At 55.1% G+C, this 23,475-nt stretch carries 33 protein-coding genes; 6 read left to right on the top strand and 27 right to left on the bottom strand.

Annotated features, from left to right (window positions below; genetic code table 11):
- Positions 1–329 precede the first annotated feature (329 nt).
- The 4 genes from QMZ18_RS34840 to QMZ18_RS34825 form a co-directional block, all read right to left on the bottom strand.
- On the bottom strand, positions 330–1,034 hold the full coding sequence (locus QMZ18_RS34840; protein WP_282611064.1) for a SprT-like domain-containing protein: 705 nt from the start codon (positions 1,032–1,034) through the stop codon (positions 330–332).
- Positions 1,035–1,105: 71 nt separating this feature from the next.
- A complete protein-coding gene (locus QMZ18_RS34835; protein WP_282611063.1) occupies positions 1,106–1,903 on the bottom strand; it encodes a methyltransferase in 798 nt (265 codons plus the stop codon).
- 334 nt (positions 1,904–2,237) lie between these two features.
- Positions 2,238–4,115 (bottom strand): ParB/RepB/Spo0J family partition protein, encoded by a 1,878-nt coding sequence (locus QMZ18_RS34830; RefSeq protein ID WP_282611062.1) that lies wholly within the window; start codon positions 4,113–4,115, stop codon positions 2,238–2,240.
- An 83-nt stretch (positions 4,116–4,198) separates the two neighbouring features.
- Positions 4,199–4,600 carry a DUF3768 domain-containing protein gene (locus QMZ18_RS34825; RefSeq protein ID WP_282611061.1) on the bottom strand — a complete coding sequence of 134 codons (402 nt, stop codon included), beginning with the start codon at positions 4,598–4,600 and terminating at the stop codon, positions 4,199–4,201.
- A gap of 629 nt (positions 4,601–5,229) precedes the next feature.
- On the opposite strand from QMZ18_RS34825, the gene QMZ18_RS37160 reads away from it, so the two are divergent.
- From QMZ18_RS37160 to QMZ18_RS34815, 3 genes are all read left to right on the top strand, one after another.
- Positions 5,230–5,460, top strand: coding sequence for a helix-turn-helix domain-containing protein (locus QMZ18_RS37160; RefSeq protein WP_367575969.1), 231 nt, complete (start codon positions 5,230–5,232; stop codon positions 5,458–5,460).
- 484 nt (positions 5,461–5,944) lie between these two features.
- The gene (locus tag QMZ18_RS34820) at positions 5,945–6,601 is read left to right on the top strand and encodes an SOS response-associated peptidase (RefSeq protein ID WP_282611060.1); all 657 of its coding nucleotides are present in this window, start codon (positions 5,945–5,947) and stop codon (positions 6,599–6,601) included.
- A 684-nt stretch (positions 6,602–7,285) separates the two neighbouring features.
- Entirely contained in the window at positions 7,286–8,356 is a 1,071-nt protein-coding gene (locus QMZ18_RS34815; protein WP_282611059.1) for a replication initiator protein A, read from the top strand.
- A gap of 324 nt (positions 8,357–8,680) precedes the next feature.
- Here QMZ18_RS34815 and QMZ18_RS34810 read toward each other — a convergent pair whose 3' ends face one another.
- Positions 8,681–9,070, bottom strand: a complete 390-nt coding sequence (locus QMZ18_RS34810) for a helix-turn-helix domain-containing protein (RefSeq protein ID WP_282611058.1) — start codon at positions 9,068–9,070, stop codon at positions 8,681–8,683.
- A gap of 429 nt (positions 9,071–9,499) precedes the next feature.
- Here QMZ18_RS34810 and merF point away from each other — a divergent pair, with 429 nt between their 5' ends.
- The 3 genes from merF (at position 9,500) to QMZ18_RS34795 (ending at position 10,448) form a co-directional block, all read left to right on the top strand.
- Entirely contained in the window at positions 9,500–9,703 is a 204-nt protein-coding gene (gene merF, locus QMZ18_RS36990) for a mercury resistance system transport protein MerF (RefSeq protein ID WP_322097629.1), read from the top strand.
- Positions 9,679–9,909 carry a GDCCVxC domain-containing (seleno)protein gene (locus QMZ18_RS34800; protein WP_282611056.1) on the top strand — a complete coding sequence of 77 codons (231 nt, stop codon included), beginning with the start codon at positions 9,679–9,681 and terminating at the stop codon, positions 9,907–9,909. The genes merF and QMZ18_RS34800 overlap by 25 nt, the downstream gene beginning before the upstream one ends.
- Positions 9,910–10,223: 314 nt before the next feature.
- A complete protein-coding gene (locus QMZ18_RS34795; protein WP_282611055.1) occupies positions 10,224–10,448 on the top strand; it encodes a hypothetical protein in 225 nt (74 codons plus the stop codon).
- Between the two features lie 157 nt (positions 10,449–10,605).
- Here QMZ18_RS34795 and QMZ18_RS34790 read toward each other — a convergent pair whose 3' ends face one another.
- The 22 genes from QMZ18_RS34790 to QMZ18_RS34685 all read right to left on the bottom strand — a co-directional run bounded on the left by QMZ18_RS34790 (position 10,606) and on the right by QMZ18_RS34685 (position 23,471).
- A complete protein-coding gene (locus tag QMZ18_RS34790) occupies positions 10,606–10,833 on the bottom strand; it encodes a hypothetical protein (protein ID WP_282611054.1) in 228 nt (75 codons plus the stop codon).
- Positions 10,830–11,201 (bottom strand): helix-turn-helix domain-containing protein, encoded by a 372-nt coding sequence (locus tag QMZ18_RS34785; RefSeq protein WP_282611053.1) that lies wholly within the window; start codon positions 11,199–11,201, stop codon positions 10,830–10,832. Before QMZ18_RS34785 ends, QMZ18_RS34790 begins: the two co-directional genes overlap by 4 nt.
- Positions 11,202–11,209: 8 nt before the next feature.
- The gene (locus QMZ18_RS34780) at positions 11,210–11,419 is read right to left on the bottom strand and encodes a hypothetical protein (protein WP_282611052.1); all 210 of its coding nucleotides are present in this window, start codon (positions 11,417–11,419) and stop codon (positions 11,210–11,212) included.
- Between the two features lie 100 nt (positions 11,420–11,519).
- Positions 11,520–12,170 (bottom strand): hypothetical protein, encoded by a 651-nt coding sequence (locus QMZ18_RS34775; protein WP_282611051.1) that lies wholly within the window; start codon positions 12,168–12,170, stop codon positions 11,520–11,522.
- Between the two features lie 295 nt (positions 12,171–12,465).
- Entirely contained in the window at positions 12,466–13,977 is a 1,512-nt protein-coding gene (locus QMZ18_RS34770) for a DnaA N-terminal domain-containing protein (RefSeq protein ID WP_282611050.1), read from the bottom strand.
- 282 nt (positions 13,978–14,259) lie between these two features.
- Entirely contained in the window at positions 14,260–14,457 is a 198-nt protein-coding gene (locus QMZ18_RS34765; protein ID WP_282611049.1) for a hypothetical protein, read from the bottom strand.
- A gap of 14 nt (positions 14,458–14,471) precedes the next feature.
- Entirely contained in the window at positions 14,472–14,855 is a 384-nt protein-coding gene (locus QMZ18_RS34760; protein ID WP_282611048.1) for a hypothetical protein, read from the bottom strand.
- Positions 14,852–15,106 carry a hypothetical protein gene (locus QMZ18_RS34755; protein WP_282611047.1) on the bottom strand — a complete coding sequence of 85 codons (255 nt, stop codon included), beginning with the start codon at positions 15,104–15,106 and terminating at the stop codon, positions 14,852–14,854. The genes QMZ18_RS34760 and QMZ18_RS34755 overlap by 4 nt, the downstream gene beginning before the upstream one ends.
- 75 nt (positions 15,107–15,181) lie before the next feature.
- Positions 15,182–15,874 carry a hypothetical protein gene (locus tag QMZ18_RS34750; RefSeq protein ID WP_282611046.1) on the bottom strand — a complete coding sequence of 231 codons (693 nt, stop codon included), beginning with the start codon at positions 15,872–15,874 and terminating at the stop codon, positions 15,182–15,184.
- 39 nt (positions 15,875–15,913) lie between these two features.
- The gene (locus tag QMZ18_RS34745; RefSeq protein WP_282611045.1) at positions 15,914–16,204 is read right to left on the bottom strand and encodes a DUF1496 domain-containing protein; all 291 of its coding nucleotides are present in this window, start codon (positions 16,202–16,204) and stop codon (positions 15,914–15,916) included.
- 5 nt (positions 16,205–16,209) lie between these two features.
- A complete protein-coding gene (locus QMZ18_RS34740) occupies positions 16,210–16,503 on the bottom strand; it encodes a ClpX C4-type zinc finger protein (RefSeq protein ID WP_282611044.1) in 294 nt (97 codons plus the stop codon).
- Between the two features lie 2 nt (positions 16,504–16,505).
- Positions 16,506–16,979 carry a hypothetical protein gene (locus tag QMZ18_RS34735; protein ID WP_282611043.1) on the bottom strand — a complete coding sequence of 158 codons (474 nt, stop codon included), beginning with the start codon at positions 16,977–16,979 and terminating at the stop codon, positions 16,506–16,508.
- 13 nt (positions 16,980–16,992) lie between these two features.
- A complete protein-coding gene (locus tag QMZ18_RS34730; protein ID WP_282611042.1) occupies positions 16,993–17,223 on the bottom strand; it encodes a hypothetical protein in 231 nt (76 codons plus the stop codon).
- Positions 17,220–17,666: a hypothetical protein gene (locus tag QMZ18_RS34725; RefSeq protein WP_282611041.1), complete on the bottom strand. Its 447-nt coding sequence runs from the start codon at positions 17,664–17,666 to the stop codon at positions 17,220–17,222. Before QMZ18_RS34725 ends, QMZ18_RS34730 begins: the two co-directional genes overlap by 4 nt.
- 4 nt (positions 17,667–17,670) lie before the next feature.
- Positions 17,671–18,468, bottom strand: coding sequence for a TrbI/VirB10 family protein (locus tag QMZ18_RS34720; RefSeq protein ID WP_282611040.1), 798 nt, complete (start codon positions 18,466–18,468; stop codon positions 17,671–17,673).
- A complete protein-coding gene (locus QMZ18_RS34715; RefSeq protein WP_282611039.1) occupies positions 18,465–19,067 on the bottom strand; it encodes a hypothetical protein in 603 nt (200 codons plus the stop codon). The genes QMZ18_RS34720 and QMZ18_RS34715 overlap by 4 nt, the downstream gene beginning before the upstream one ends.
- A 95-nt stretch (positions 19,068–19,162) precedes the next feature.
- Positions 19,163–20,086, bottom strand: coding sequence for a TrbG/VirB9 family P-type conjugative transfer protein (locus QMZ18_RS34710; protein WP_282611038.1), 924 nt, complete (start codon positions 20,084–20,086; stop codon positions 19,163–19,165).
- Positions 20,079–20,864, bottom strand: coding sequence for a VirB8/TrbF family protein (locus QMZ18_RS34705; RefSeq protein ID WP_282611037.1), 786 nt, complete (start codon positions 20,862–20,864; stop codon positions 20,079–20,081). The genes QMZ18_RS34710 and QMZ18_RS34705 overlap by 8 nt, the downstream gene beginning before the upstream one ends.
- Before the next feature lie 6 nt (positions 20,865–20,870).
- Positions 20,871–21,932 (bottom strand): type IV secretion system protein, encoded by a 1,062-nt coding sequence (locus QMZ18_RS34700; RefSeq protein WP_282611036.1) that lies wholly within the window; start codon positions 21,930–21,932, stop codon positions 20,871–20,873.
- Positions 21,932–22,363 (bottom strand): hypothetical protein, encoded by a 432-nt coding sequence (locus QMZ18_RS34695; RefSeq protein WP_282611035.1) that lies wholly within the window; start codon positions 22,361–22,363, stop codon positions 21,932–21,934. The genes QMZ18_RS34700 and QMZ18_RS34695 overlap by 1 nt, the downstream gene beginning before the upstream one ends.
- On the bottom strand, positions 22,360–23,178 hold the full coding sequence (locus QMZ18_RS34690; protein ID WP_282611034.1) for a hypothetical protein: 819 nt from the start codon (positions 23,176–23,178) through the stop codon (positions 22,360–22,362). The genes QMZ18_RS34695 and QMZ18_RS34690 overlap by 4 nt, the downstream gene beginning before the upstream one ends.
- Positions 23,179–23,189: 11 nt before the next feature.
- The gene (locus QMZ18_RS34685; RefSeq protein WP_282611033.1) at positions 23,190–23,471 is read right to left on the bottom strand and encodes a hypothetical protein; all 282 of its coding nucleotides are present in this window, start codon (positions 23,469–23,471) and stop codon (positions 23,190–23,192) included.
- Between the last annotated feature and the right edge of the window lie 4 nt (positions 23,472–23,475).

The raw sequence follows: 23,475 nt of genomic DNA, 5'->3' as shown, positions 1-23,475 counted from the left end.
GGAGAGCGCGGAGCGCGAGGCAGAGGGTCAAGTCGTTCACGTGCTTGCACCAATGCTCACCACCTACTCCGCCGGGACCATCCCACCCCATTCACGCTCGTCGTACCTGCGGGCAGGCGGCCCCGACCGCGATGAAGTCATCCAGCGCCCCGCAGCACCACTTAACTCCCCGGCTTTGAAACCGGTACTTCCCAAACGTAGCCCCATCCGTTCCAACCAGCACATTCATCCAGATGTTGAAGGGCCAGGGCACATGGAGCGGCCTGGCTCATGCTGAAGTTGTGGGCCCAGTTGTCGTCGATGACATCGGCGAAAATCGGCGCTCTCCGCTACAGGTCTGCTTCGTAGACCTTGCCGCAGTCGCCGCAGACCAGCTTCAGGCCTGGACGGCCCCAGACATTCAGCACACGTCCTTCGTTGCATTCATGGCTGTACTTGACCTTGCTGCGCGGGGCTGGGGCGGCTTCCGCGCCGCCGCCGTCTTCGCTCTCTCCATCCTCGTTGCTATCGAGCAAGACCGGCGCGGCAATTGAGAATCGATCCGCCCAGGGGATGTCGAAGGCCTCGCCCAAGAGAGCCTTCGCAACCTCCAGAAACGCGCCGCCTTCCAGGGGATAATCGTTCATCCGGTCGCCAGTGCGCTTGCCGCCAGGCCTGCCGGTGCTGGACGGCATCAGACCGATAGACTCCATCTTGTCGGCCCATTCTTCGTTGTGATAGCGACCGCGGCCCGGGTTGCCGAAGTGATGTTGCCAGAGGTGGCACATTTCATGGACAAGCGTTTGCAGGACCTCGATGACGCGTTCTTTGCCGAAGAACTCCGGGTTCATGGCAATCTCGTCGGTCGCAGTGCCGTCCTCGGCCACAAAGCGCTGCCGCGAGAAATAGCCCATGACCTTCTTCTGACGCTGCAATGTGATCAGGCAGGGCGGTAGCTCTCCCGCAAAAAGCTCCGCATTGAAGCTGTCGTAAGCCCGCTGCAATCGCCCGTACTGAGTCGGGGTTGGGGGCGTCAGTGATTCGGTAGGTGCCATATGGATATCCGCTTCTTGTATCGTACGATACACAACAATGATTCATTCGCAAAAACTGGGGGGGGTGAGCCTCAAAAGAGGCTCAGTTGATCCCGCGTCATTGGCGGGGTAATGCTTTGGAACTCCAGGGCAGGGGCCGGTGTGCGCTCCGGGAACTCACAGGTGACGATCTCGCATGCCGGGGATACGCCGTGCCAGTCGTCCCGATACATCGCCGTATCGATGCCACATCCTGCTTCCAGGTTCAGGCCTGTCGCCTTGGCGAATTTCTTGTATTCCGCCGTCTCACGCCGTTCATGGCATCGTACGCCTGAATAAACGAAACCGGCCGACTTCTGCGGGATGATGAAAGCGCCGTATGTGGCAAGATCCGACGCCAGATCGATAACCTTGTATTCGAACTCGGCTCCCTGGTAGCGCAGGTTTGGAGCATGGACGCGACGGCCAAAAGGCGGATTGGCAATTGCTACATCGAAGCGGCCAAGATCGCGGGCCACATCGAAGATGTCGGCGCAAATCCAAGTCGCCTCTGGAAACAGCTTCTTGCCGACCTCGACGTAAGCCGGGTTGATATCGATGCAGGTCACATCTGGCGGGGTCATATGGGTCTGGCGGTGATAATGCAGGAAGCTCAAAACACCGATGCCCGCGCAAAGATCGATGACCTTGGAACCACAGATTTCCAGCTTGAAGTCAGCGGCCAATTCGACCGGTGTAAAGAACGCACCGGCTGCGCCGTTCTCATGGGTCGCGCCTTCCTGCCAGTTCTCATAGACGAACCACTTTTCCTCGAAAGTCAGTTCGTCCTTTTGCAGAAGTTCGCAGGCCTGCGCGTGTGCTTTCGCCTGAGCTTTGGTCAGTTTAGCCATGGTGTTGTCCTTCTTTAATCCCGATAGGGAGATGCGCGGCATCTTCCTTGACCTGCTGGCGAAGCACGGGGAGGGGAGGGGAAAGCTAAAAGCGAGGAATGGAGCGGGCAGGCGGCCTGCGGCCGACAACACGGGACGAAGCTTTTAGCTTCGGGGAGAGAGGGGCGGCTGTCCCTGGCTTCCCCGCTGTGACGTCTGCTATGCAGGGGGACAAAGGATTGAGCGCCGGCGGCGCTCTCAGCTACGCGTCTGCTTCGTAGCTACGTTTGCAGTCATGGGAATCAGGAAAAGACGGCGGGGAAGGGCACAAACGAGCGACCCTTCCCCGGCCAGTTCAAGCCTTGGACGGCGAGGACTTTCCCCCCTTGGCTTGAGGTTGTTTCACGGCCATCCCCTCGGGCAGCCACGCCGCGATCCGCGCCTGCGCCGCCGCGTCCAGATCCTTGCGGGCCGTCTCTTCGTTAAAGAGCCGATGCAGGAACGCGGTCTTGTCTTTCTTCTTGAGTTTGGTGAAGTCTGCAGTGACGGCCTTGCCCTTGACCTCGCCCAAGATGGCATCCAGTTGCGCCGCCTTGAGACGATTGAAAAAGCCCTCTGTCGGTGTCCAGACTGCCCGGACATCGGTCGCCGCCAAGTCGGCAACCGCCTCGGCCAAGTCCCCATACTTCTCGCCTGCAAGCTTCGTGGAAAAGAGCTTGGCAATGCTCTCGGTCAGCAGCCGGTTGCGCTCTTTCTTGGGCTTAGCCCGAAACGCCGTGAAGGTTTTCGCCGCCTTCTTAGCCTCCATAGGCGCAGGGAGAGACTTGCCCTGCAGGGCCTCGGGTAAATCCAAACCTTCATCGTCATCCGGCGCGTTGTCGGCGCGGTCCGTTCTGAGACCAAGCGGATGCATCCTATCGTATACCGGCGTGGACAGCAGAAAGGTCAAGAGATCAACGGCCAATTCAGGTTTGGCCAGCAACGCCGTCTGGATCGCTCCCGTGCGGACTTTCGCCAGGTCCTCGGCCAAAGCGGCAGAGTAAGGGCCTTTCTTCTCGGCTGTTGTACTCCCGCTCTTGGTAACGGAGCGGCAGATCCCCGCGTCGACCGAGGCGGCGTGATCCTGCGGTTTGATCAGGCCGTATTCGCTGTCAAACTCGCCCCGATAGTCGAGGTAGAGAACAACACCGGCATGGGCCATCTGATCAGTGCTGAAGCTTTCTTCGTCCAGCCGCTTGAAATCTTCTTGCTCTTCGAGCGTCGCATCGCCTCTGTCGATCAGTTCCGCCAGCTCGTCATAGCGCGCTGCGTCTTCCTCACTGAGTTCCGCCTGTTCGGGATAGGTGCGCTCCATCTTGCTTAGGATGTTCCAGTCCGGACGCTCCAGGGCCGTTTCAACCCACTTCCAGCCCTTACCCCGGATCTCCTTCGCGACGGCTTCAAGCTTTTCCTCTGCAAGCTTGGCCAACAATTCCCGGTCCAGGAAAAAGATCTGTTCCCCGAAAAGGTCTTCGCGAATGGCGCCGCCTGCGGCTTCGTAAGCTTCCCGGCCAACAAAGCGAACATGTTTATCGGTGCCGTCGCCGCTCTCGGCCATCAGGTTCCGCTTGATCTGCTGAGGCTCTTGGCCGTGCCAGAAAGTCTTCATGCGCTCGAAGACTTCAAGCTGGCGCTCGGGATCGGCGCTCACGGTGTAGGCCGCTGCCGCATCGAGGGTGATTTCGTCTGCAGCGAGCGCTTCAAGGATCGGCTCCGGCAGATCTGCCAGCCGCATCCGGCCTTTGACGTGGCGGACTGTAACGGCGAAGGCTTTGGCGATTGTTTCCACCGGCGCGCCGGTCTCGGCCATCTTGCGGTAAGCCCGGATTTCCTCCGCCGGATGCAATGCCGCCCGCGCAACGTTTTCACTGTTGGCCCAAGCCTGGGCTTCAAGAGAGTTTTCGGCCAGGATCACCGGAACGCTCATATCGGCCTTGCCGTCCTGCTCAGCGATCAACTTGAGCGCCCGCAGGCGGCGGCCTCCGGCGACGATTCCGATTTTGCCGTCTTCCTCGATGCCTGCGAGGTTTTGCAGAAGCCCAACCGAACGGATCGAACCGGCCAAAGCTTCGATCTCAGCATCGCTTACGCTCTGACGTGGGTTCAGGGGCGAAAGAACCAGCCGGTCAATCGCGAAGTTCTCAAGCGCCCGGCCTTCGGTGGTGGTGGGTGTGGTTTCAACTGCGGTATTCATGTATTCAGTCCTCGGGAAAAATTCGTTTTGAGTTCTTATGGAGAAAGGGGAGGGCCTCGCTGCGCTCCCCTTTTTCTTTGCCGTCAGTATTCGATTGGCAGCATGAGGGTCAGGACCCTGCGGCTTTGTGACGGGTCGGCAGGTTTGGAAGAGCCGTATTGATAAGCGGCGTCATAGATATCGATCTTCCAAAAGATCTTGATCCCCATGACCTCTACCGAGCCGAATTCGTGTTCGTTGTACGGATCGTTGTCCGATGAAAATTCTTTGAAGTCCCGCACCGCCCGTAGGGCCGCCATGAGGAAGTCCGGCCCGTTCTCGCGGATGCCGGGCGTGGTGACGATTTTTCCTTTGATCTCCGCATCGCCGTTCAACGTGCTGCGATAGCGGTCGTTCTGTTTTCCGATGATAGAGACCCTGCGCATTGCCTCGGTTGCGCCGTTGGTTCCGCTCTCTCCGCAATCGGTCTGTGCTGTCGTGGTCATATGGCTTTGTCCTCTCTTCGCCAGTGGGGTGTGACCTCGTTCCTTGGTGGGGTGAAGGTCGTCAGAACTTCACCGCAGCGAAGGGAGGGGGCACAGCCCGCCGAGTGCTCGGATGGGACGGGGTCAAGGGGTTCGAAAGGAAGCTGGTGCGGCCCGCAGCGTAGCGAGGACTCGGGCGAACTGGAGAATGCGCCGCCGGCGCACTCGCCCCTTGATGCCGGCGCAGCCGATTGCTCCGGCGAACTCATGAAAACAGAAGATTACGCGCCGGCCGGCGCGGCCTTTCTACTTCGCCGCGGCCGCGGCGCCCGCACAACTATATTGCTTACACGAATACAACTTTTTGTATTATTGATATCCGTCTAAGAATACTTATAATTGTGCATTTCTCGTTGCTTGCTCGATAAACAATGTCGGATTGAAAACTTTGCAGGGCCGGTCCACGCCTCGAACCGGTCCTGTTCTTTTGGGGGATTCGCCGGCGGCGAGATCTCGTTGCTTCGGTTCAAAACTGAACTTAGATATGGCAATTATAATGATCTATCTCTCAAGGACGTTATGGCGAGAAGATTTGTTCGAAGGAGCACAAATGGACTGCGAAACAAGATGGCTTGAGGGAACGCATACCTATGTCTGACACCGAGATCTCCGAGGCGCTAAGCATCTTTGCAGCAAACTGCAAGAGAACGCGGAACGCACAGGGCCTCACTCTCAAGGACATTCAAGAAAGAACACGCCTTACAAACACCTACATAAACAAAGTCGAAAACGGGCGCGCCAACATATCGCTCAACAACTGCGACAAGATCGCTAAAGCCCTCCAAACTCCCCTTCACGTCCTACTTTTGCCTCCGTTTTAACGCGCATAGCGCGATTGCTCGTCGATTTAGCGAGCAGTTCTCATTACCTCCGTTTATCTTTTATGTCATTGGAGGCTGCGCCAGCCAGCTCGTCACCGCGGCCGCGGCGCCCTAGACGTGTGACCGTGCAACTCTAACGTAAAGTGCAACACAACCCATAATTTTTTTTGTTAGCATTTCATGGATACCTACATTTGTGTTCGGTGCTCCCCAAACACCGAGAAATGAGTCTCTTTTTGACTCGCTGTTGTTTTTGGTAACTAAGCAGGGCCGGAACTCACACTGGTCCTGTTTTTTTTGTAACAGACCGTTTCTCGTCGAGCTAAACAGCAGGAGCCGCACCTATCGACAAGGTCGTCCAGAGGCGACGACTTTTTCGGCCGGATCCGCACCTATCCAAATCAACCCTCCTACCTCTTCTTGATCGCTGATCATCTTCTGGCGCAGAATTCTGCTGTTCCGAACCACCAAAGGGATCGGCGGCATGTGTGGCTCATTCGATACGGCAAACCTCTCCTGGGCAGACATCGTTGACCTGGCGCGTCTGACGACGAACGAGCCTTTGCCGCTCTTCAGCGGGAAAGACCGCTTTCCGATGCGCAAGAAGACAAAAGCCGCGGGCGAGTGGAACGGAACACCGATCATCCGGGTCCGCAATGACGTCCGTGAGGCTGTCGAAGCCCAATGGGGCCTGGTTCCCTTCTGGTGGCGCAAGCCACTTTCAGAGAAGGCTTTCGATACTTTCAACGCGAAGCTCGAGGGCGTTCGCGAAACCAAATCCTACCGGCATGCCCTTGAGAAGCAACGCTGTGTCATACCGACTTCTTGTTTCTACGAGTCGACGGGGCCGAAGGGCGGCAAGACCAAACACCGTGTCACGCTCGCCGGCGGCGGGCCAGTCATGCTCGCGGGGCTATACGACTACAACAAAGACCTGGAGCTGCTGAGCTTCACGATCATCACGACGGAACCAGGTCCTCGCTTCCGGGAGTTTCATCACCGGGTGCCGGCGATCCTTCCCGGCCCGGGCGAGATCGAAGGTTATCTCTCCGGATCGATCGACCAAGCGCTCGCGATCGCCGGCAGCAGCTCCGACGAACTGCTGGTGATAGATCCGCCGAAACCGGTAGAACCGGCCTAAAGCGTGATTCTCGCGAGATTCTTCTCGCTCCCATGCTCTCTCCGCTAGCTCGATGTTTTAAGAATGTGCTGCAAAAAATCCGCTTGCTTGTCCTTGCCAAGCAAATTGCTCGGTCTCTCGGCCTGTGGGGTTTTTCAGACTTGGAGTCTGATGGTGACGAATCTGTTTGGCTGGGTTCCGGGCTGTGTCCGGAATCGGGCGCAGGGCGGAGTTTTTTAAATGCTTATCGGACAGCTGTGCTGTTCGATTCCTTTTTGTGCCCGTAAGGGCACTTTGAAATATGGTTATGTGCCGGCATATGCCGGTGCATTCCGCTTTAGCTGAGCTTGCGAAGCTGTAGTGTTTTAAATGTGTTTAGAGTCAGTGTTTGCAGATTCCGGAAAATTTGTAAGTTATTGAAATATATTTAATAAAAGACTTTCTTGTTGATCCGTGGTGTGTGAAATCACGAACCTGGGTGTGTAAAATCACGAATGTGGGTGTGTGAAATCACGAATGAGCCCTTAAGTTATCCACAATCTTTATGGTGTGTGAAATCACGAATCAATTGACGTGGTGTGTGAAATCACGAAGATTGCTGTTGGTGTGTGAAATCACGAATCAATTGACGCGGTGTGTGAAATCACGAAGATTGCTATTGGTGTGTGAAATCACGAAGATGATCCAAGCCGATTAAACGCCAAAATGACAGATAACGATCAAAAAGAGCGCTCTCCCCTCCTCCCGGATCGTCACCCGGAACCGGATTTTTTCGTGTGCGATATCTTTGATGCTGCACCGAAGTCCGACATTGCACCGATGGAACACCCGCTCTTTACCCTATCGACCAAACCTGATCATACCCCGCGCAAATACCGCAATGGCGACGTTTACTTAAATCTAGAAGCCTCCCCTATTGGGCTGGCAACTGTTCATGACCGCGATGTTCTCATTTATTGCATCTCTCAGTGTATGGCGCGCCTAAACAAGAATCAGAAAATCTCCAAAACAATGCGCTTTCACGCGCATGACTTGATGAAGGTCACGAACCGTGACACGACAGGACCAGGCTATCGAAATTTTCGCAACACCTTGAAGCGCCTTCAAGGCACGCAGATCGAAACGAACATCACTACAGGCGGGAAAGAGCAATGGAAGGTCTTTAGCTTCATTGATTCGGCTGAGATCGTGCGGGAAACACGTGACGGACGAATGCAAGAAGTCGAAATAACTCTTTCTGATTGGGTGTTCGACGCTATCAACGAAAAAGGCGGCGAGATACTAACGATCAGCAGAGACTATTTCCGTCTTAGAAAGCCACTAGAGCGCCGGCTATACGAGCTGGCCCGCAAATGGTGCGGCCAGAACACCTATTGGCATTTTACTCTAAAAACGATGCATGAGCGCACAGGCTCCACCTCATCATTAAAAGAGTTTCGCCGGATGCTAACAAAAATCATCGAGGACAATAAAAAGCACGGGCATATTCCAGATTATACCTTTGAGCTGAATGGCGATCTGGTGAAAGTCCGCCCGCGTGATTCTTTCACGGAAATCTATACTGAGACAACGAACACCAGCCAAATCGATATGATCTTTCTCAAGTCAGAAACATTCGAAACTGCCCGAACGTTTGCGGCTGGTTATGATCTGCATTTCCTAGAACGCGAATGGCGCAACATGATGACGCAGAAGAAAGCCATGCCGGAAAAGCCTGATGGCGCGTTTATCGGATACGTGAAGTACTACGTCGAAAAGCATGGGTCGGCACGCTAGTGATTGATCCGCCGGAACCGGCTGAACCGGTTTAAAGCGTGATTCTCACCAGTTTCTGCACGGTTCTCGGCCTCTCTCGTCCAGCTCAGCACTGATTGACGGTCCAGCTGCCAACGAACAGCGTCAGACGCAGCGGCGATCGCCGGCGCGCGGATTCAGCGAGTAGTTGGGGTCTGATGCCGGACAGTGCAGAATCCTACGCTAACGGGGGTTTCTTCATTGCTGCCGTTCGTGCGGATCGTGGCGAATGGCCGGAATGAGCCCTTCTACGACATTTGACGGGTTGCCGTGAAGGGCAGCATTCAGTTCCCCGTACTAAACAAACTAGTCGGCGAACAGTTGTTTCAGGGCCGGGCACTCCGAGCGTGCGCTCGCGCATTCATGAACAAGATCGACGAGTGCGGCTTCGAGGTTTTGCAGGTCCGATAGTCGAGCGCGAACATCGTCCAGATGACGTTGGCTAATCTCTTTGACTTCGCTGCAGGGCTTCGACGCATTACTCGACAGACCGAGCAATGTCCGGATGTCGGCGATTGGGAAACCCAGATCGCGGCACCGGCGAACGAAGCGAAGTCGGGCAATCGCCGCATCGTCGTAGAGCCGTCGGCCGGAGGCTGTTCGCTCAGCAGTTGGGACGATCCCTTCACGCTCGTAATAACGAATGGTCTCGATGTTCACACCGCTCAGTTTTGCGGCTTCGCCGATGTGCTGCATTTTCTGTTGATCCTGTAGTGGCTACAGGATGTATGTAGCCACTATGCGTCCTGTTAGGCAAATCGAAGATCGCCCGTCAGAGCCGGTGTGGACAGCACCTGCGCTCGGGCTTGCGTCCATTTTAGCGGTGCTTTCGGCGTCTTGCTGTGTCCTGCCAATCGGATTGTCCATTCTCGGGTTAGGCGGGACCTGGCTGACGCTTCTTGGGCCTTTCGTGGTCTACAGGTCGATCATTTTGGCCGGCATCGGCGGTGTGTTGGTCCTGGCATGGGCGAGCTTGATCCTGCGTCGGAAACGGTGCGTCAGGCGGAAGAGAGCCGCAGTCATCCTCGCAACCGTTTGCTCAGTCCTGTTCTTGGTAGCCGTAACAGCTCCGCTTTGGGAACAGGACGCAACGCGCGCGATGTGGACATATTGGGTGGAGAGACGATGAAGGATCGCCTGTTACAGATCGGGATCATTGGCTCGATTATCGCTGCGATCTGCTGCTTTACGCCGGTGTTGGTCGTATTGCTCGGTGCAATCGGCCTGTCGGCGCTGATCGGCTATCTCGATATCGTCCTTCTTCCCGCACTCGCAATCTTCTTGGTCATCACGGGATACGCCTTATGGAAGCGCAGCAGGACCCAGTAATCCTTCAATCGACGATAACATGTCCCGAATGCGGGCATGTCGAAATTGAGACCATGCCTACCGATGTCTGTCAGTGGTTCTATGACTGCAAGGGCTGCAAGACGGTTCTGAAACCGGTACCGGGCGACTGCTGCGTGTACTGTTCCTACGCGACGGTGCCCTGCCCACCAATCCAGGCAGGCGACGATTGCTGCGGCGAGGCGTGAATTAGGCTTCAAAATCTTGCAAAAGCCGACGTTCGATCGATGTCCGTTGCGTCCGCGATGTGTTAGTTGGCCCCATGCGCGATGAATGGCGGCTATCTCAAACGTTCGTTTGAGAAACACCTCCAGAGTGGTGTGTTGCTGCGAGATTTTTGGTGTCTTTTCCCATCCCATAATCAAGATGTCTCAGACGGTTGCAAAATCTAAAGCTGAAACGTCGTTAGCGTAGGATTCTGCACTGTCCGGCATCAGATCCCGACTATGCGGTGAAATATCTAGCTGATACAGATCAGGTGATTTTCATCAATCGAAATACTATGCCCAAGGAGCTGGAAAAGCCTTCAGAGGTCGATAAGATTTTTCTAAGAGATCAAACCTATGAGACCGCACGAAGGTTCAGCAACGGCTATGATATCCACTTTTTAGAGACAGAGTGGCGCAACATGCTCCGCATAAAAAACACCACCCCCGAAACGCCAGACGGGTCATTCATCGGCTTCGTTAAATGGAATGTCGAAAAAAACGGATCGGCTTATCAATAACCAATTGGGCGATATCCCGAACAAAAGTTATAGTTAGATCGTCCAACCTCTCACATTTAGCGACGCGCTAGAGGCGAGAAAACAAGGTCTCAGAGACAGCCCGCCCAATTCTGCTCCGCTTCGCTACGGTCAACGCAGGTAACTGGAGAAGCAGACCCTATCCCTGTGATTCGTCACTGCCACGCTGTTCTCCAGCAATCAGCAACCGCAGCGAAGAGCTAAAGAAAACGACAGCTTCATGGTCGTGCTCGGCCCAGGCGCGAAGGATACGTTTGCGCAATACACTTTGCGGATAAGAAAAAAATTCGGCGGTTGTCCGAGCCACCAGCACGGGACTGGTTATTTTCCGGTAGCTCAGGCGGGCCAGCTCGCTACGTTTTTTCATGGCTTATCCTGCGAACCGGATGCCGCAAGAATCAGATGATAGACCGCTTTTTGAACGTCGCTGTTGTCGATCCGCTCAAATGCTCTGCAAAGCTTAACTGACTGACCCAATATCCTTGTGCCGGATTGTGGTCTGAAAAACGGAATCTTATCGGGATCGAAAAACTCTTCCAGAGTCACCCCGTATTTTTCCGCAAGCGCTTTCAGGCGCACAGCGGAAATCGCATTGAGGCCGTGCTCATAGCGTTGAAACTGCTGAAAGGAAACACCAACAGTTTCCGCACTATCCTGCAGTGTCTTACCGCTATGACGGCGCACCGTCTGGATTTTTTCACCGAGTTGCCGATGCCGTTCGGCTTCAGCCTTCATTCCGCGTGTCATACCTTGCCCGCGTCGTTTTGCCCGTCTTCCACACCGGTTCCGATGGAACCGGCTGTGAAGTTATCTGTTCCTGATGGGGCATCCCGGCTGGTGGCCGGGCAGTCGAAACCTGCACAAAGCAACAGGTGCGCTGCCTTTAGGCCAAGGCCCTGGACCAGCAAGCGCTGCCCGGCCTCAAAGCCGAGCTTTGTGAAGGGTTTCGACACCCCCAGCGCTTCTTTTTAGCACTGTGGGGGCACAGTCTCCTAATATCAGGGAGACTTCAAGTACCGATTGCTGCAGCTGCTGCTATGCGCGCCGATCATCTTACGACCTTAACACCTTGTGCTCAGCGAGGTTCGGTCGATGCCGAGCCGGGTTGTCTGTCCAACTAACTGTCATATTTCGTTGTTTTAGGAGGGTGATAAATTCGGTGAGTTGAGTCGGCGGCGCATCAATGTGCAGATAGAGCTTACGCAATGTCTTTTCACGAGGAGCCTTACCTTCCGGCAAATGTTGAGGGCCAATCAAATAAACCTTCGTGGCTTCGTCCACGATCTTTCTCAGCCTTTTAATTGCTTCGCGATTTTCTCTTACAACAGGGATGCTTCGCACGAGCGGAAGAGTTTGAGGCACCCGAGCGTTGAGTTCAGTGAAAAATTTTACGCTGTCAAATGCTGTGCTGCCTCCTTGTATACCTAGCTCCGCCTTTACATCGTTCTCTAGTTTGAGCAGAGCACTGTGGAAGAGATTGAATTCCCCTTTCCACCGGCTTCCATACATTTTGAGTGTGTGCATAACGCCGGTTCGGCGAAGTAGCAGGTGTAGATGATCCCGCGAAGCGTCATCGTCTTCATCGGCAAAAAACATCATAAAGACAAATTGACCAATGCCTTGTTTAAGCTCGAAAGCAATAGTCGACTCTTGTCGGCGCCGTGCGGCGTGAAAAATTGCATTGAGGCCGTTGAAATTCAGCATTGGACCCGGCACTTGTCATTTTTTCCCGTGTAAAATTGAACATAACCAGGGTGATATCCTAGAGCATAAAAAAACTCCTTGGGTTCTAATATCTGTGAAGCGGAACCGGCATATTCAACGCCCCTTCGCGGCACACCAGAGCTTTATCCAAACGTCGCTTCTGTGCCCGACCAGAGTGGAGAAGGTGGTAACCAACGGCTAGAACAGTGGTCAGTCCCGCGACCAGAAGTCTGAAAAACGGATCCGGTTTAATGAAAGTTTCTATCAGACCTGGAGGATGTATCAGCGTCATTCCTCAATGAACTTTTGGCTTCTGCGCCACAGCGATACGCGGCGTCACAGGCCGCTCCAGCAAGGCCGTAAAGACCTCCGTTAGTTCATCGCTGTAATTGTCTTTGATCCAGTTCGCCAGGAAGAGGCTGGGCGCACTAAGCTGAACGCGGTCTCGCGTCACGTTGGCGATTGTAATCTCGCCGAACCAAGCGGCGATCTCGGCGGGTTTGACCAGGCCCTTTTCGACCAGCAGTGCCTTGGCCCGTTCCATCAGCCCGCCCGGCTCACTTCCGGCCGTGGGTGCAAACGCTTCAGTCTCGTCATTTCCGGCAACGCTGGATCCCGGCGACGTAGGATTGCCCGCAAGTGGGGAGCAATCGTCTTCAGCATTGTCCGGAACGGTTTCCGGCGCATCGAGATGGCAAGCTATTCTCCGCAAATTATCGCTGAGATCGGCGGTTTTGGGCATTCTGGTCGCGGCCCATCCGAACCATTTCTCCGGCGATCGGACGGAAGGGTCCTCGAGGGCGCAAACGAGGATCAGGACGGCTCTCCAGCCAAACTTTCCAACCGCCCATTTGAAGGTCATATCGGTGTTGCGCTGCGGGTTGAAGTGAGCCTGGATCACCTCAAGGCAGGCCTCGTAGACACGCTTGAGTTCGCCCTTTTCGATATCTGCGGCATCAAGATAGTTGGAGAGGGTTGGAGAGAGCCTATGGGCTTCCAGCAGCTCAGAACGGGCCTTCGTGCTCAGACCTTTGCTGAGTTGTCCACGGCGCCGCCAAAAATCACTGGTCTCCTTTGGAGAGCAATGTTGGTTTCTGTCAATGTTCCCCGATTGGATCGCTGTAGGTGGGTTCTTGCCACCTGGATCGGCCGTAGGCTGATCCTCTGCAGATTTGGATATCGCTGCCGAAGGCTGCGATTCCGCATTTGTCTGTACAGTAGAAGGAATCAGGTTAGGACTAGGACTGTTAGGGTGGCAGAGGTGACACCCTGCCATTTCATCATTGCCCTCATAATCATGCACGTCGATCGTCTGTGCTTCCTCGAACCGCGCACGGCTCGCCTCAAACAGCAACTCGGCACGCTCCTGAAACTCCTCCAGGCGCTGTAACAGCGGCCGCAGGTCGATCGAGGCCTTTTCCAAGGGACGATTCCGCTTGTCGTAGTGGCGGATTATCAGCCCCTTGGCTTCCAGGCTACGCTTGATTCGGCTCAGGGTGCTCATAGAGATCCCGCCCAGGGCCTGACAGAAGAGGTACCCGCCCAAATAACAATGCGGCAAGCCCCGCTCCAGGGAGCGTCGGTTCAGCATCGAGACAGCGATGCAGAGAAAACGGTGCTCCTTATCGCTCAGAACCCCGGCAAGCCCCAAGGAGACCGCCCGGTAAAGAGCATCCTTGGTCAGATCAGGATCAGCCTCGTAAGCCTGGGCCTGACTGACCAGTTCAGGAAAAGCTTCCGTGCGCCTTGCAAATCCCGGCCGGACTTCAAGTCCAGTTGGTTGTTGTTGCTCCATCTTCTTCAGCATGCAAAGACCCCGGACAGAAGGGCGTAGAAATCCGTGGCGCATAATGCGCATTAAACTTGACACCGATGTCCGTGAGATTAGAATGAGCACCGAAAATAGTTTTGGTGGTGGCGTGCTCATTCGCTTCCCTGCAAAATCTCGTAGTTAGCCGCTACGGGATTTTTGCTTTTTTAGGCCTCTGTTCTAATCGCTGCTCCCTTTTTATTGTGATTCGATGCGGAAAGGTCCTGCCCATCGGGCAGGGGCGAATCGGCAAGACCAAATGGTGTGGATTCGCAAGAATTAACCACTTTCCCTACCATATCTTGTGGTTGCCCCAAAAGGCTTTCCAGTGGTTGTGCTTTGCTTCTCGGTTGACGCTGCATCCATCTGATCATCATCTCCGGCCACAAAGCGCCGTCCATGGTTCTCCTCGAAACGCCGGTTCTTCCCCGACTTCTTGGTCAGATCGGCAGGCCAGGCAACAAACGTCGCAGGCATAAGGTCTCCCATTCTCAACGGCTGTCTTCGTCGTGGGCTGCGGCTATCTCGTAGTCCCAATCGTCGCCATCGCTCCCAGAGCGTCCGCGCTTAAAGAGCTCACGGGGCAGATAACGCATCCGCAAGCTCTCCTTGTCCCCTACCTGTGGATAGATCATCAGTAAAAGTTCGTCCAAAAGTACAGCGGACAGGCAGCCGCCCACCACAAAGCCCGCACCAATGGCGATGAACTTCGGATAAAATTCCGCAGTCGCTCCATTGCCCATGAGAGCATGACCCGCCGTAGCCAAAAGTGTGATCATGCCGAAACCCGCAAGTAGAGAAAAAAACATCCCGGACAGGTGACGCACTGGAAGCAGCAAAAAGAACAGCAGATATCTGACCGGCCGGAGAATCATCGCAGTGCCGCCAGCTCCTGTTCAGCCTTGGTCATTCGTTCAACCCAGCTATCATGGTCATCCCGACGGAAATCCGCTGTTTTCTTCAGGTCCTCCATGGTGGATTCGGGTGACCGCCATCCCTTCGAAACGGCAATCTCAGTGCCATCCTCCAGGGTGACCTGCTCAATGACGTAGACAATTTCGTAATCCTCGACATTCTCCGAGTAGACATACCCCTTAGGAACAAGATGCCGCGCCCGCCAATGCATCCGGTTGTCCTGAACTAAAGCTTCCCCGCCGGGAGGCAGAGCGAGTTTCCTGAATGCCACATTTTTGTTGGTCGTTCAGTCGGCCGATGAGTCCTTGAAAATGACTTTTCCCCGAACCTCTTGGATCTGCTGGTCACTACCGTTCACCAGCTTCCCTGCGGAGCTGAGGTAAGCGCGCAGCTTGCCGTTCGATTCCTTCTTTATGGCAAAGCTCACGTCCTTGACATGGACCATGGCAAGAAACGCCCGTGCATCTTCCTGACGTTTCTGCTCCGCCGCCACCGCCGCTTCTGCTTCAGTGAGTTGCTGCTCTGCGGCCGCAAGACGTTGACTGTAGTCTTCAATCATCTTCGCAAGCTTTTTCCGGCGCTCGTCTTTGTATCGAACTGTCGCGGCCGCATAGACCGCCTCTGCCATCTCATTAACCTCGGCAACACTCTTACCAGAGAGATCCGCTCCAACCTTAAGGACGATATCGCTGGCGATCTTGTTACGGTGAATGACAAGCAGGCCTTGCCGATTTTCCTCAAAGAGAACCGCAGCGTCTTTCCTAGCTCGATCCAGACGACGTTTCCTGGCCTGACCTTCTTTATCCCGATCCTCGTAAACCATAAGAATCGAAGCCGCAAATTCGACCCGTTCCGCCTCACTCATCTCTGTAGTGATCTCTTCGAAAGAATCCAAAAAAGTTCCAGCATTCTTTGTATCGAGCGTTTGATCGCAGGCCGCTAGAACCAGGAGAGCCAGCAGACTCAAAGCTTTTTTCATTAACTTAGCTTCCTATGACGAAGGCAGGTTGCCGCTTCCTTATTGAAAACGCGGCTCTTTGTAAGCGATCCATTTCAAACGTGGGGCAATAGGACCACCACCAAACTGGGGATTTGAGCTGCAGGTTAAAGTTGGGGCATCCTTTAGCGTTAAGACCGCGCCTTCACTGTAGGTCTCATTGGCGTAGACGCAGTGTCGCGTGGCCTCGTCTGCCGTCAGGACCACAGGGAGCGGCCTGGTCTCTTCAGGCCCGGCCACGGACATACCATCCGCATGCGCGGCGGTCAGAGGCAAAACAATGATCGAAGCCGCCAAATAGAATTTCCTCAACGTGATTATCCTCTCTCTCGGTGTGATTTAAGCGCCTGACGTTCGCGCTCGATGATCGCCGCGCCGATCGGCCCGCCATTCGCCAATACGCTCGCACACTTCTCAACGCAGTCGGTGCAGATGATCCGACGTGGGCCGACCAGGAAGGCCTCGACCTCTGGCCTGGTCCGGAAACAGAAGGCGCATTGGCGCATGTTCGCTGCATCGAAAAGCGCGTTGTCCAATTTGATGTGGCTTGGACGGCGCTGATTCTGTCTGCCCGAATCATTTGGATTCTCTGGTTTTGTCGATCGCTTCATCGTCACGGCCGCCCGCCTTCTTCCCGGGCGCCGCCTGTAGTCTTCCAGACATACTCGGTCTTGCGATAGTCCTTGCCGAGTGAGGGAACATCGGTCCAGAGAACGTGGTCAGTGACGACAGGCGATGCGAGGAAGCCATCTTCGTTGTTAGAGGGGACGCGACAGGAAAGCGTGCCTTCCTGTCCCTTAAGCATCTTGGCCTCCGGGTTCTTGCAGCGTTTCTTTTCTTCAAAACCCCAGTCGAACCCGATGTTTCCTGAATCGACCGCGCAAGAATTAAAGGGAGGCAGAGGCGGCTTAGGCTTTGGCTTATGGGTAATCCGCTCTATGAAAGCGCTGTAGGCCGCGCCGCAACCGGAGGGAAAGCCACCCGGCAGACAAAGCCAGATCGCGCATTCGTCTTGCGAGGCCGCATATGCAGGAGTGCTCGTCAAAAGGAACGTGGCAGAAGCAGCCACCAGATGCAGGTTACGCATTCGTCGTCCTTCTCTAGTTTCCTAGGACACTAGGATGTTGTTCTTCCGCAGCGTGCTCTTCGACACGGGCGTCCTGCGCGTTCCTCACCGGAAGGATCAAGTTCCGCTCCTCGATCCGTGCTTCATGTGGCACCAAAAGAACCGGGCGCTCGATCGGCGACAACGGCAGCTTGGGACCATCCGGCGGCGTGCTGCATGCGCCTAGTCCAAGCGGCACAACAAGCAAAGCAACAAGTGCCCTCATAACAGAGACCCCTCGCTCAGAAGGATCGCGTTCTCGGCATCTTTTGTCTTACCGCGCTCGAAAAACCCAAAGCTCACCAGACGGTTTTCATGGTCGACGATCAAGCGGCCGTCCGAGCCCAGAACCAGCAGCAAGGCCCGCGTTACGCTCGTCAACTCTGGCCGAACGGCCAAAGGGGAGATCGGATCGTCCGCCAGCCGCACAGCCTCTGGCGCACAGCCAGGACAATCCACCACGAGCAGATAGCCCGTGGGCCGCAACAACCAAGCCGCGGCTTGTCCGACCGTCTTATAATCTTCCGGGATTTTCAGCCGCGTCAGCATATTCAAACCGGGTGTTTGCTGCGTAGCCGCCGGCGTTGCCGTTGTGATCGGCGGGGTCTTCGGATTGGCGCAGGCGCTCAGAAGAATCAACGGGGTCAGGCAGAAAAAAACTTTTCTCATAAAATCAGTCCAGATTGACTGTGGTGTAGTCGAAGCCTCGGCGGGTCCGCCAGACCGGCACCGTCAATTCGTTCATGAAGAACACCTTGAAGTGCGAGCCGGGCCGAATTTGGATCGTCGGGACCAAAGTGATGTATTTCTGCAGGATCGGTGTGCCGCGATCAGTAGCCGAATTAATCAGGGTATCGACCGTGGTGTCGTCCCGAGCGAGTTCATTCAGCAGCTCAGGCAGAGTCTCGACCGCGGTAAAGACCCCCAGGGCCGCCGCCTGAATGCCTACATGATAATCGACGATATCCTGCAAGCCGCTGACACCGGCCTGATCCAGCACCGCCTGATTGACGATCTCAAACGCCTGTCCGTCCGGACGAACGATATGCCGGGGTACGAAACCAAGGCGATTATGAATGACCTCGTTCGGTCCCTTGATTAGAACCGTGCTGCCGACCACAACCGAACCGGCGGGAAAGAGTACGTCATTCTTGTCGATGCTGAGGATAGGATGAGAGAGAGCGCCGCGCCAGGGACCAGGGTAATCGGAAATAGACATCATGTTGAGCACACCAGACGCCACGGTACCGATCGGCACTTTACCGGTAGGACCGGTGAATGCAGGTTGTTCTACTGGCTCCAGCGGCGCGCTTTCGGGCTGGGTCGCTCGAGGGGCAAACTCGTCCTGGGCCCCAAGCGCGGCCAGAGGATTTTGCGCGCCGGGCAGCAGTGGAAAATTCTGCGCGAGCGCAGGACCAGCGAATATCATCAGGGCGCAAACGCCTAACGTTGCAGAAATACGGCGAATCATTGGGCGTCACCTGGGGATTGCTTCTGCTGGCGTTGGAGCTTGTCGGCGTCGTCCTGTAGCTCCTTCAGGCGAAGCATGAGCTGCCGGCGGATTTCTACGCTCTGCTTTGTCGCGGAGTCCGGCAGGGCCGAAACCGAAGAGGCCGGACCTCCCAATGAGGCTTGATGTACTTTCTCGCCCGCCTTCTCTTGCTCGACGGTCCAGATCTGCATCGGCTTACGCAGTGCCTTGCGGGCTTCCTCGATTTCCGCCAGTTCGAAATCGCTGAGTTTGTTTTCTGAGGCACGCCGCGGCGTCTTGTCGACCCTACGCTCCTCGATCCTGCGTTGATTGACGACCTTCTTCTTGAAAGCGTCCTGCGTCACCGCCTTGTCCTGTAACGTCGCCTGCTCGACCTGAATCTTTGCTTTAGCCTCGCGGCCCTCGCGGTCCTGCCAACGGCCAAAGCCGGCGAAGGTCAATGCAACAAAGAGGATGGCACCTACAATGCCTATCAATCCCAGCATTTTACGATTGTGATTGACTGGGGTTTCCTCGGCGGCCTTTTCCTTGCCCGTACCCTCAACCGCTACCGTGTTCGTCTTTTTCTCTTCGCTCATGCTACCTCTCGCTCCCATTGACCGCTTTCCATGCCTTCTCGGGCTTCAGCCTCTACACCGCCATCGGGCGGTCAAAAAACATCCGCGATCACGGCTCAGTTCCTCCGTTGGATGGTGATTTCCTGCGTCCCGAAGCGCAAAACCATGTGGTCGAAAAGACCCTGGACTTCATAAACACCAGTTAGGTCGTGGTAGTCGTACTGCACCACGTAGAAGTTTTCACCGGCCTTGGCGGTAACGGCGGGAATGCCGAAACCGCTCTCGGTGATCCGGATGAAAGTCGAGCGGCCATCGTCGTAGACGCCATCAATGATTCTGGGACGGCTCTCCTTGCCCGAATGCCAGTCGTAGGAAGTGTTGATCGAACGCCGCAACGCCCAGAGCGCGTCTTCCGCCTGGGCGCTGAACTGCCGGTGCATTTCCTTCATGCTCTGACTGTATGCATCGCTAGCATTGGTGGTCTGCGCCACGGCTGCGGCCGCGCGTGCATTGGCCTGTTGCTTTGCGGCTTCCGCGTCCGCGATCGCCGCGTTAAGCTGCCGCTGCAGAAACGCCGTGTCCTGGTCGCCCTTATTTTGATCTCCTTCAAAGATCCGCGCAGCCGACGCGGCATCGGCGATGAAGGTACAAGAAGCAACTTTGTCGTTCGTCGCCTTGAAAACAAAATCGAATTCGTTCTGCTCTCCGTTGCCTTCCAACATCACGGTTACGCCCACGTGATCGGTTGGTTCCGCTGTTGTAGTCGGCCTGATCCAAACCGAAGGACCGTCCTGCTCCTTCTCCCAGTTTTTGAGCGAGACCGTGACCAGACGCACCGGTTTCAGGAACCGCAGACGCGTCCCGATTTTGAGATTGATCGGCGCGGAAAAACGCTGGCCCGGCAGCACCACTATGTAACGGCACTCGCTCGCGACTGCCGTATGGCCATCCGAAGAAACCGGTTCGAGGGTTGCATGGGCCGGATACGCCGCGGCAAGGCAGACAACAGCCAATGCGCTGTTTCGAAAACTCTTAATCATGGGACAGTTCCTCCCGAACGATTTGATTGGTGATCTGAATGCCGAGCGGATTGGCCAGGAGCATGTCCCGATTCTCTATGACGCTGGACGGTGGCGAGAGCTTCCAAGTCAGATGCACCAGCTTGTTTGTCTCTTCGACGGCTTTACCACTGGGAGAGCGGACAATCTCCGTGGTGTAGATGGTCGAACGGAACACCCGGTCGATATCAGTCTGGGCAGAAATCTGATTGAGTTCTTCATGATCGATCAATCGGATATGCAGATCGACTTCGGCACAGTTCAGACACTCTTCGAACGCGACAACTTTTTCGACCGCCTTGAACTCGCTCATGAAAATTCCCTCTTCCTTTGGAGAAAGAAACTGCGAGGCAAAGCCATAGTCCTGCCGGATCGTGTCGTGGTGTTGCTGAAAGCGTGCCTGGACGTAATTCATGAGACTCGAATTGATCGCCGCCTCATGCCAACGGGCATCCGCGCCACCGTCGCCGAAGGCTTCAATCCGGTGGGTGCCGTCCGGCAGCAGCTTGACCCAGGTCACCTGGACGTTGTTGGCATAGCGCTCTTCAGCCTTAAACCAACCAACCCCGTTGAAGATCGCAACAATCATGGCCACCAGGGCAATCCCGACCATCCAGTTGGCCATCACGGTCGCTCGTGTCAATTCGTTCTGGGACCGCTTGTTGCGCAGCTTCTCCTGAATGACTTCCTCGATGACCTGGCCGTCCTGATGGTTTTCCAAACCACCGCTGGGGACTGCCTTCAGGTGCCGTTTGAACATTGCTTATTATCTCCTAAAAAACTTGGTCAGGGCCGAGGCACCAGCGGAAATGCCCTTGATCACGCCCTTGCCACCCATGCGAACAGCGCCGGAGGTGAATTTGACTCCAAGACTCGCTCCTTTGCTGATGAACTTCTGGGCCGAGATGGCACTGCCGATACTGCCGCCCATGATCGAGAAGGACGCGCCGATCGCCATGACGAACAGCAGCAGCGAGCCGAACGCGAGCACTATGACACCTAGGAGCGCTTCGACGCCTCCGGACTCGATCACGATCTGATCGACTTCGATGCTTGCCGCATAGGGAATGTCAAAATAGGCGCTGTAGAGCAGCGCGATCACGGCAAGCACGGCCTTTGAAAAAAAGGTGAAAAGACAGAACCCCAGAAAGAAGCTCAGCCAACTGTCGAACCAATCCGCTGTGCGTTGGAAAAACAGGAAGGGCACGAAGAACAGCCCGACAGATTTCGCAAAGGCGTAGCCGAAGACCGGCAACATGGCCGCCAGGAAGGAGACGGCCTGAACAATGACCGAGACAATCCACAGCACTATAACGGACAGGATCAGGCCCATCTCGTCCCAGATATCGACTTCTTCGTCGAGAGTGATGAGGGACTGAATCTTGGAAATAAAATTCGACGGCCCGTAGATGCTGTTGTCACCGACCATGGCCAGTTGCAAGGCGCGGCCCAACTCGTTGAACCAGCCCCAGATCAGCGATGACAGGGTAGTATAGCTTTCATAGACAAAGATGATGAGCAACGTGGAGATGAACCAGCCTACGATATCGTCAAAGCCTCCGCGCGCGAAGACCCACTTCGAAATCATGATGAGCAACGAGAGGATCAGAAAAACCAGAAAAACAATATGAACGTGTTTGGCGAAGACGGACTCGCCATCGAGAACAGCTTTGATCGCGTCATTAAGCCGTGTTTCAAATGCGTCCATCTGTTGAGTGAAGTAGTCCGTGCTGCCGATTTGCGCACCTTCCGCAGCGGCAGAAGCCTCCGGCGTGGAAATCACGGTGGAGGCACAGATGACAAATAGGAAGGCAGTAAGCAAACGCATCAGTAGCGCACCCCGCGCTTTTCAAAGATCTGGAAGATGCACTGCATTTCCTGGTCGAAGTCGTCGGCTGTCACTTCGCCTGGCTGGCGGTTGTCCGGTGAATGACGGGCTTTCTTTTTGAGGGTGGCCAGCTCCGGAAGCTTGCGTTTAAGAGCCTTCGTTTCCATCGGTAGATAGTGGATCTTGCAATACTCGGTCGAACCGCGCCTCTTGCCACTGGCTTTGAATTCCTTTTGAAGGTCTTTGAAGCAAGAGAGTCCCTTTCTGACACTCTTCTTCCGACAAGTTTCTTCGTTCTTTTTTTGCAGCGCTAATTCAGCCTGCTGGTAGTCCTCGTCGATGATGGCTTCATCGAACACACCTGCTTTAGCCGTGCTTGCTAAGGCAAGCATGGCAACGACCGCAGCGGACACGAGAGTAAGTCGGGTCATTCGATGATCCTTTCGGAACGCATGTTGATGGGTTCGGTCTGAAACTTCTTCTTGGCTTCCAGACGGCTAACGAAGGTTTCCATACGTTTGACTTCCCGCTCCAGGCGGCGAATTTCTTCCTCCTCCTGGGCTTGTGCTTGGACGATCAACAGACCAAGCATAATGTCGCGTTGGACCATGGCTGTTTGGTCTTGATCAGCCATCAACTGAGTTGTTGCCGCCAAACTGTTATCTCCCATGCCGGCCAGCCGCGACTGATATTCCGGAAACAATTGCTGCACATCAGAAGTGCGATCTTTTGCCGCCGTTATCGTTTTCGACTTCGCAACTGAGAAATTGAAATCCCTCTGTGTCCGGCTCATCTTGTCGCCGATCCTCTCGGCGACATCGGGCGCGACAACCTTTCCGATCCGCTCCCGGATACCGCTGTCCGTCGCCGGGATGCCGTACTGGTCTTGCAGCAGACGCTTGGCGTCGTTGGCATAGGTGATGGAGTTGGGATCGAGACCATGGATCTGGTTCAGAATCAGCTTGGTCACATCGGCATGAACAATATGGTCCGCCAGGTCGTACAACTCTGTCAGTTCGACCATGTCCTGCAACCGCGTGGCGTTGGCCACGGCCTGCTGATAGTTCTGCACCAACTGCTGATACTGCGCTTGCAACTCGGCAAGCTGTTTAACCTGCTCGATCTTGTCCAGGATCATATTCAAATTATTGGCATTGTCGTAAGTCGGAATGCCCTGGGCGTGGCTACTTCCAACCGGCGCAGCCATGGAAACTGCAAAAGCAAAAGGGATAAGGTATTTTTTCATCGGCTGATTTCTTATTTTAGGAGATCGGATTCTGAGGGCAGGCCAAATGCTTTCTGGGGGTTCTCAAGAACGTCATTGCAAAGTTTCAAGATATCCGGACCGATCGCGGGTTCTTCGAGAATGACACCGCACTTTGCCTGGACGTCTGCCAGCCTGCGTTTTATGTCCCACTCCATTTGGTTCACTAGATCTTGAGCACCCCTACCGAAGACCGGAATGCCTTGGGCCTGCGCAACGCCGGTAGAGAGTGATATGCCAACGACAGCCGTCAGGGCGGTGAAGGATTTCTTCATGGTT

It is taken from the genome of Pelagibius sp. Alg239-R121 (assembly GCF_947331435.1).
Taxonomy (GTDB): Bacteria; Pseudomonadota; Alphaproteobacteria; order Kiloniellales; family Kiloniellaceae; genus Denitrobaculum.
The sequence above is the reverse complement of the archived record's forward strand: the minus strand, read 5'-3'. Positions and strand labels throughout refer to the sequence as shown.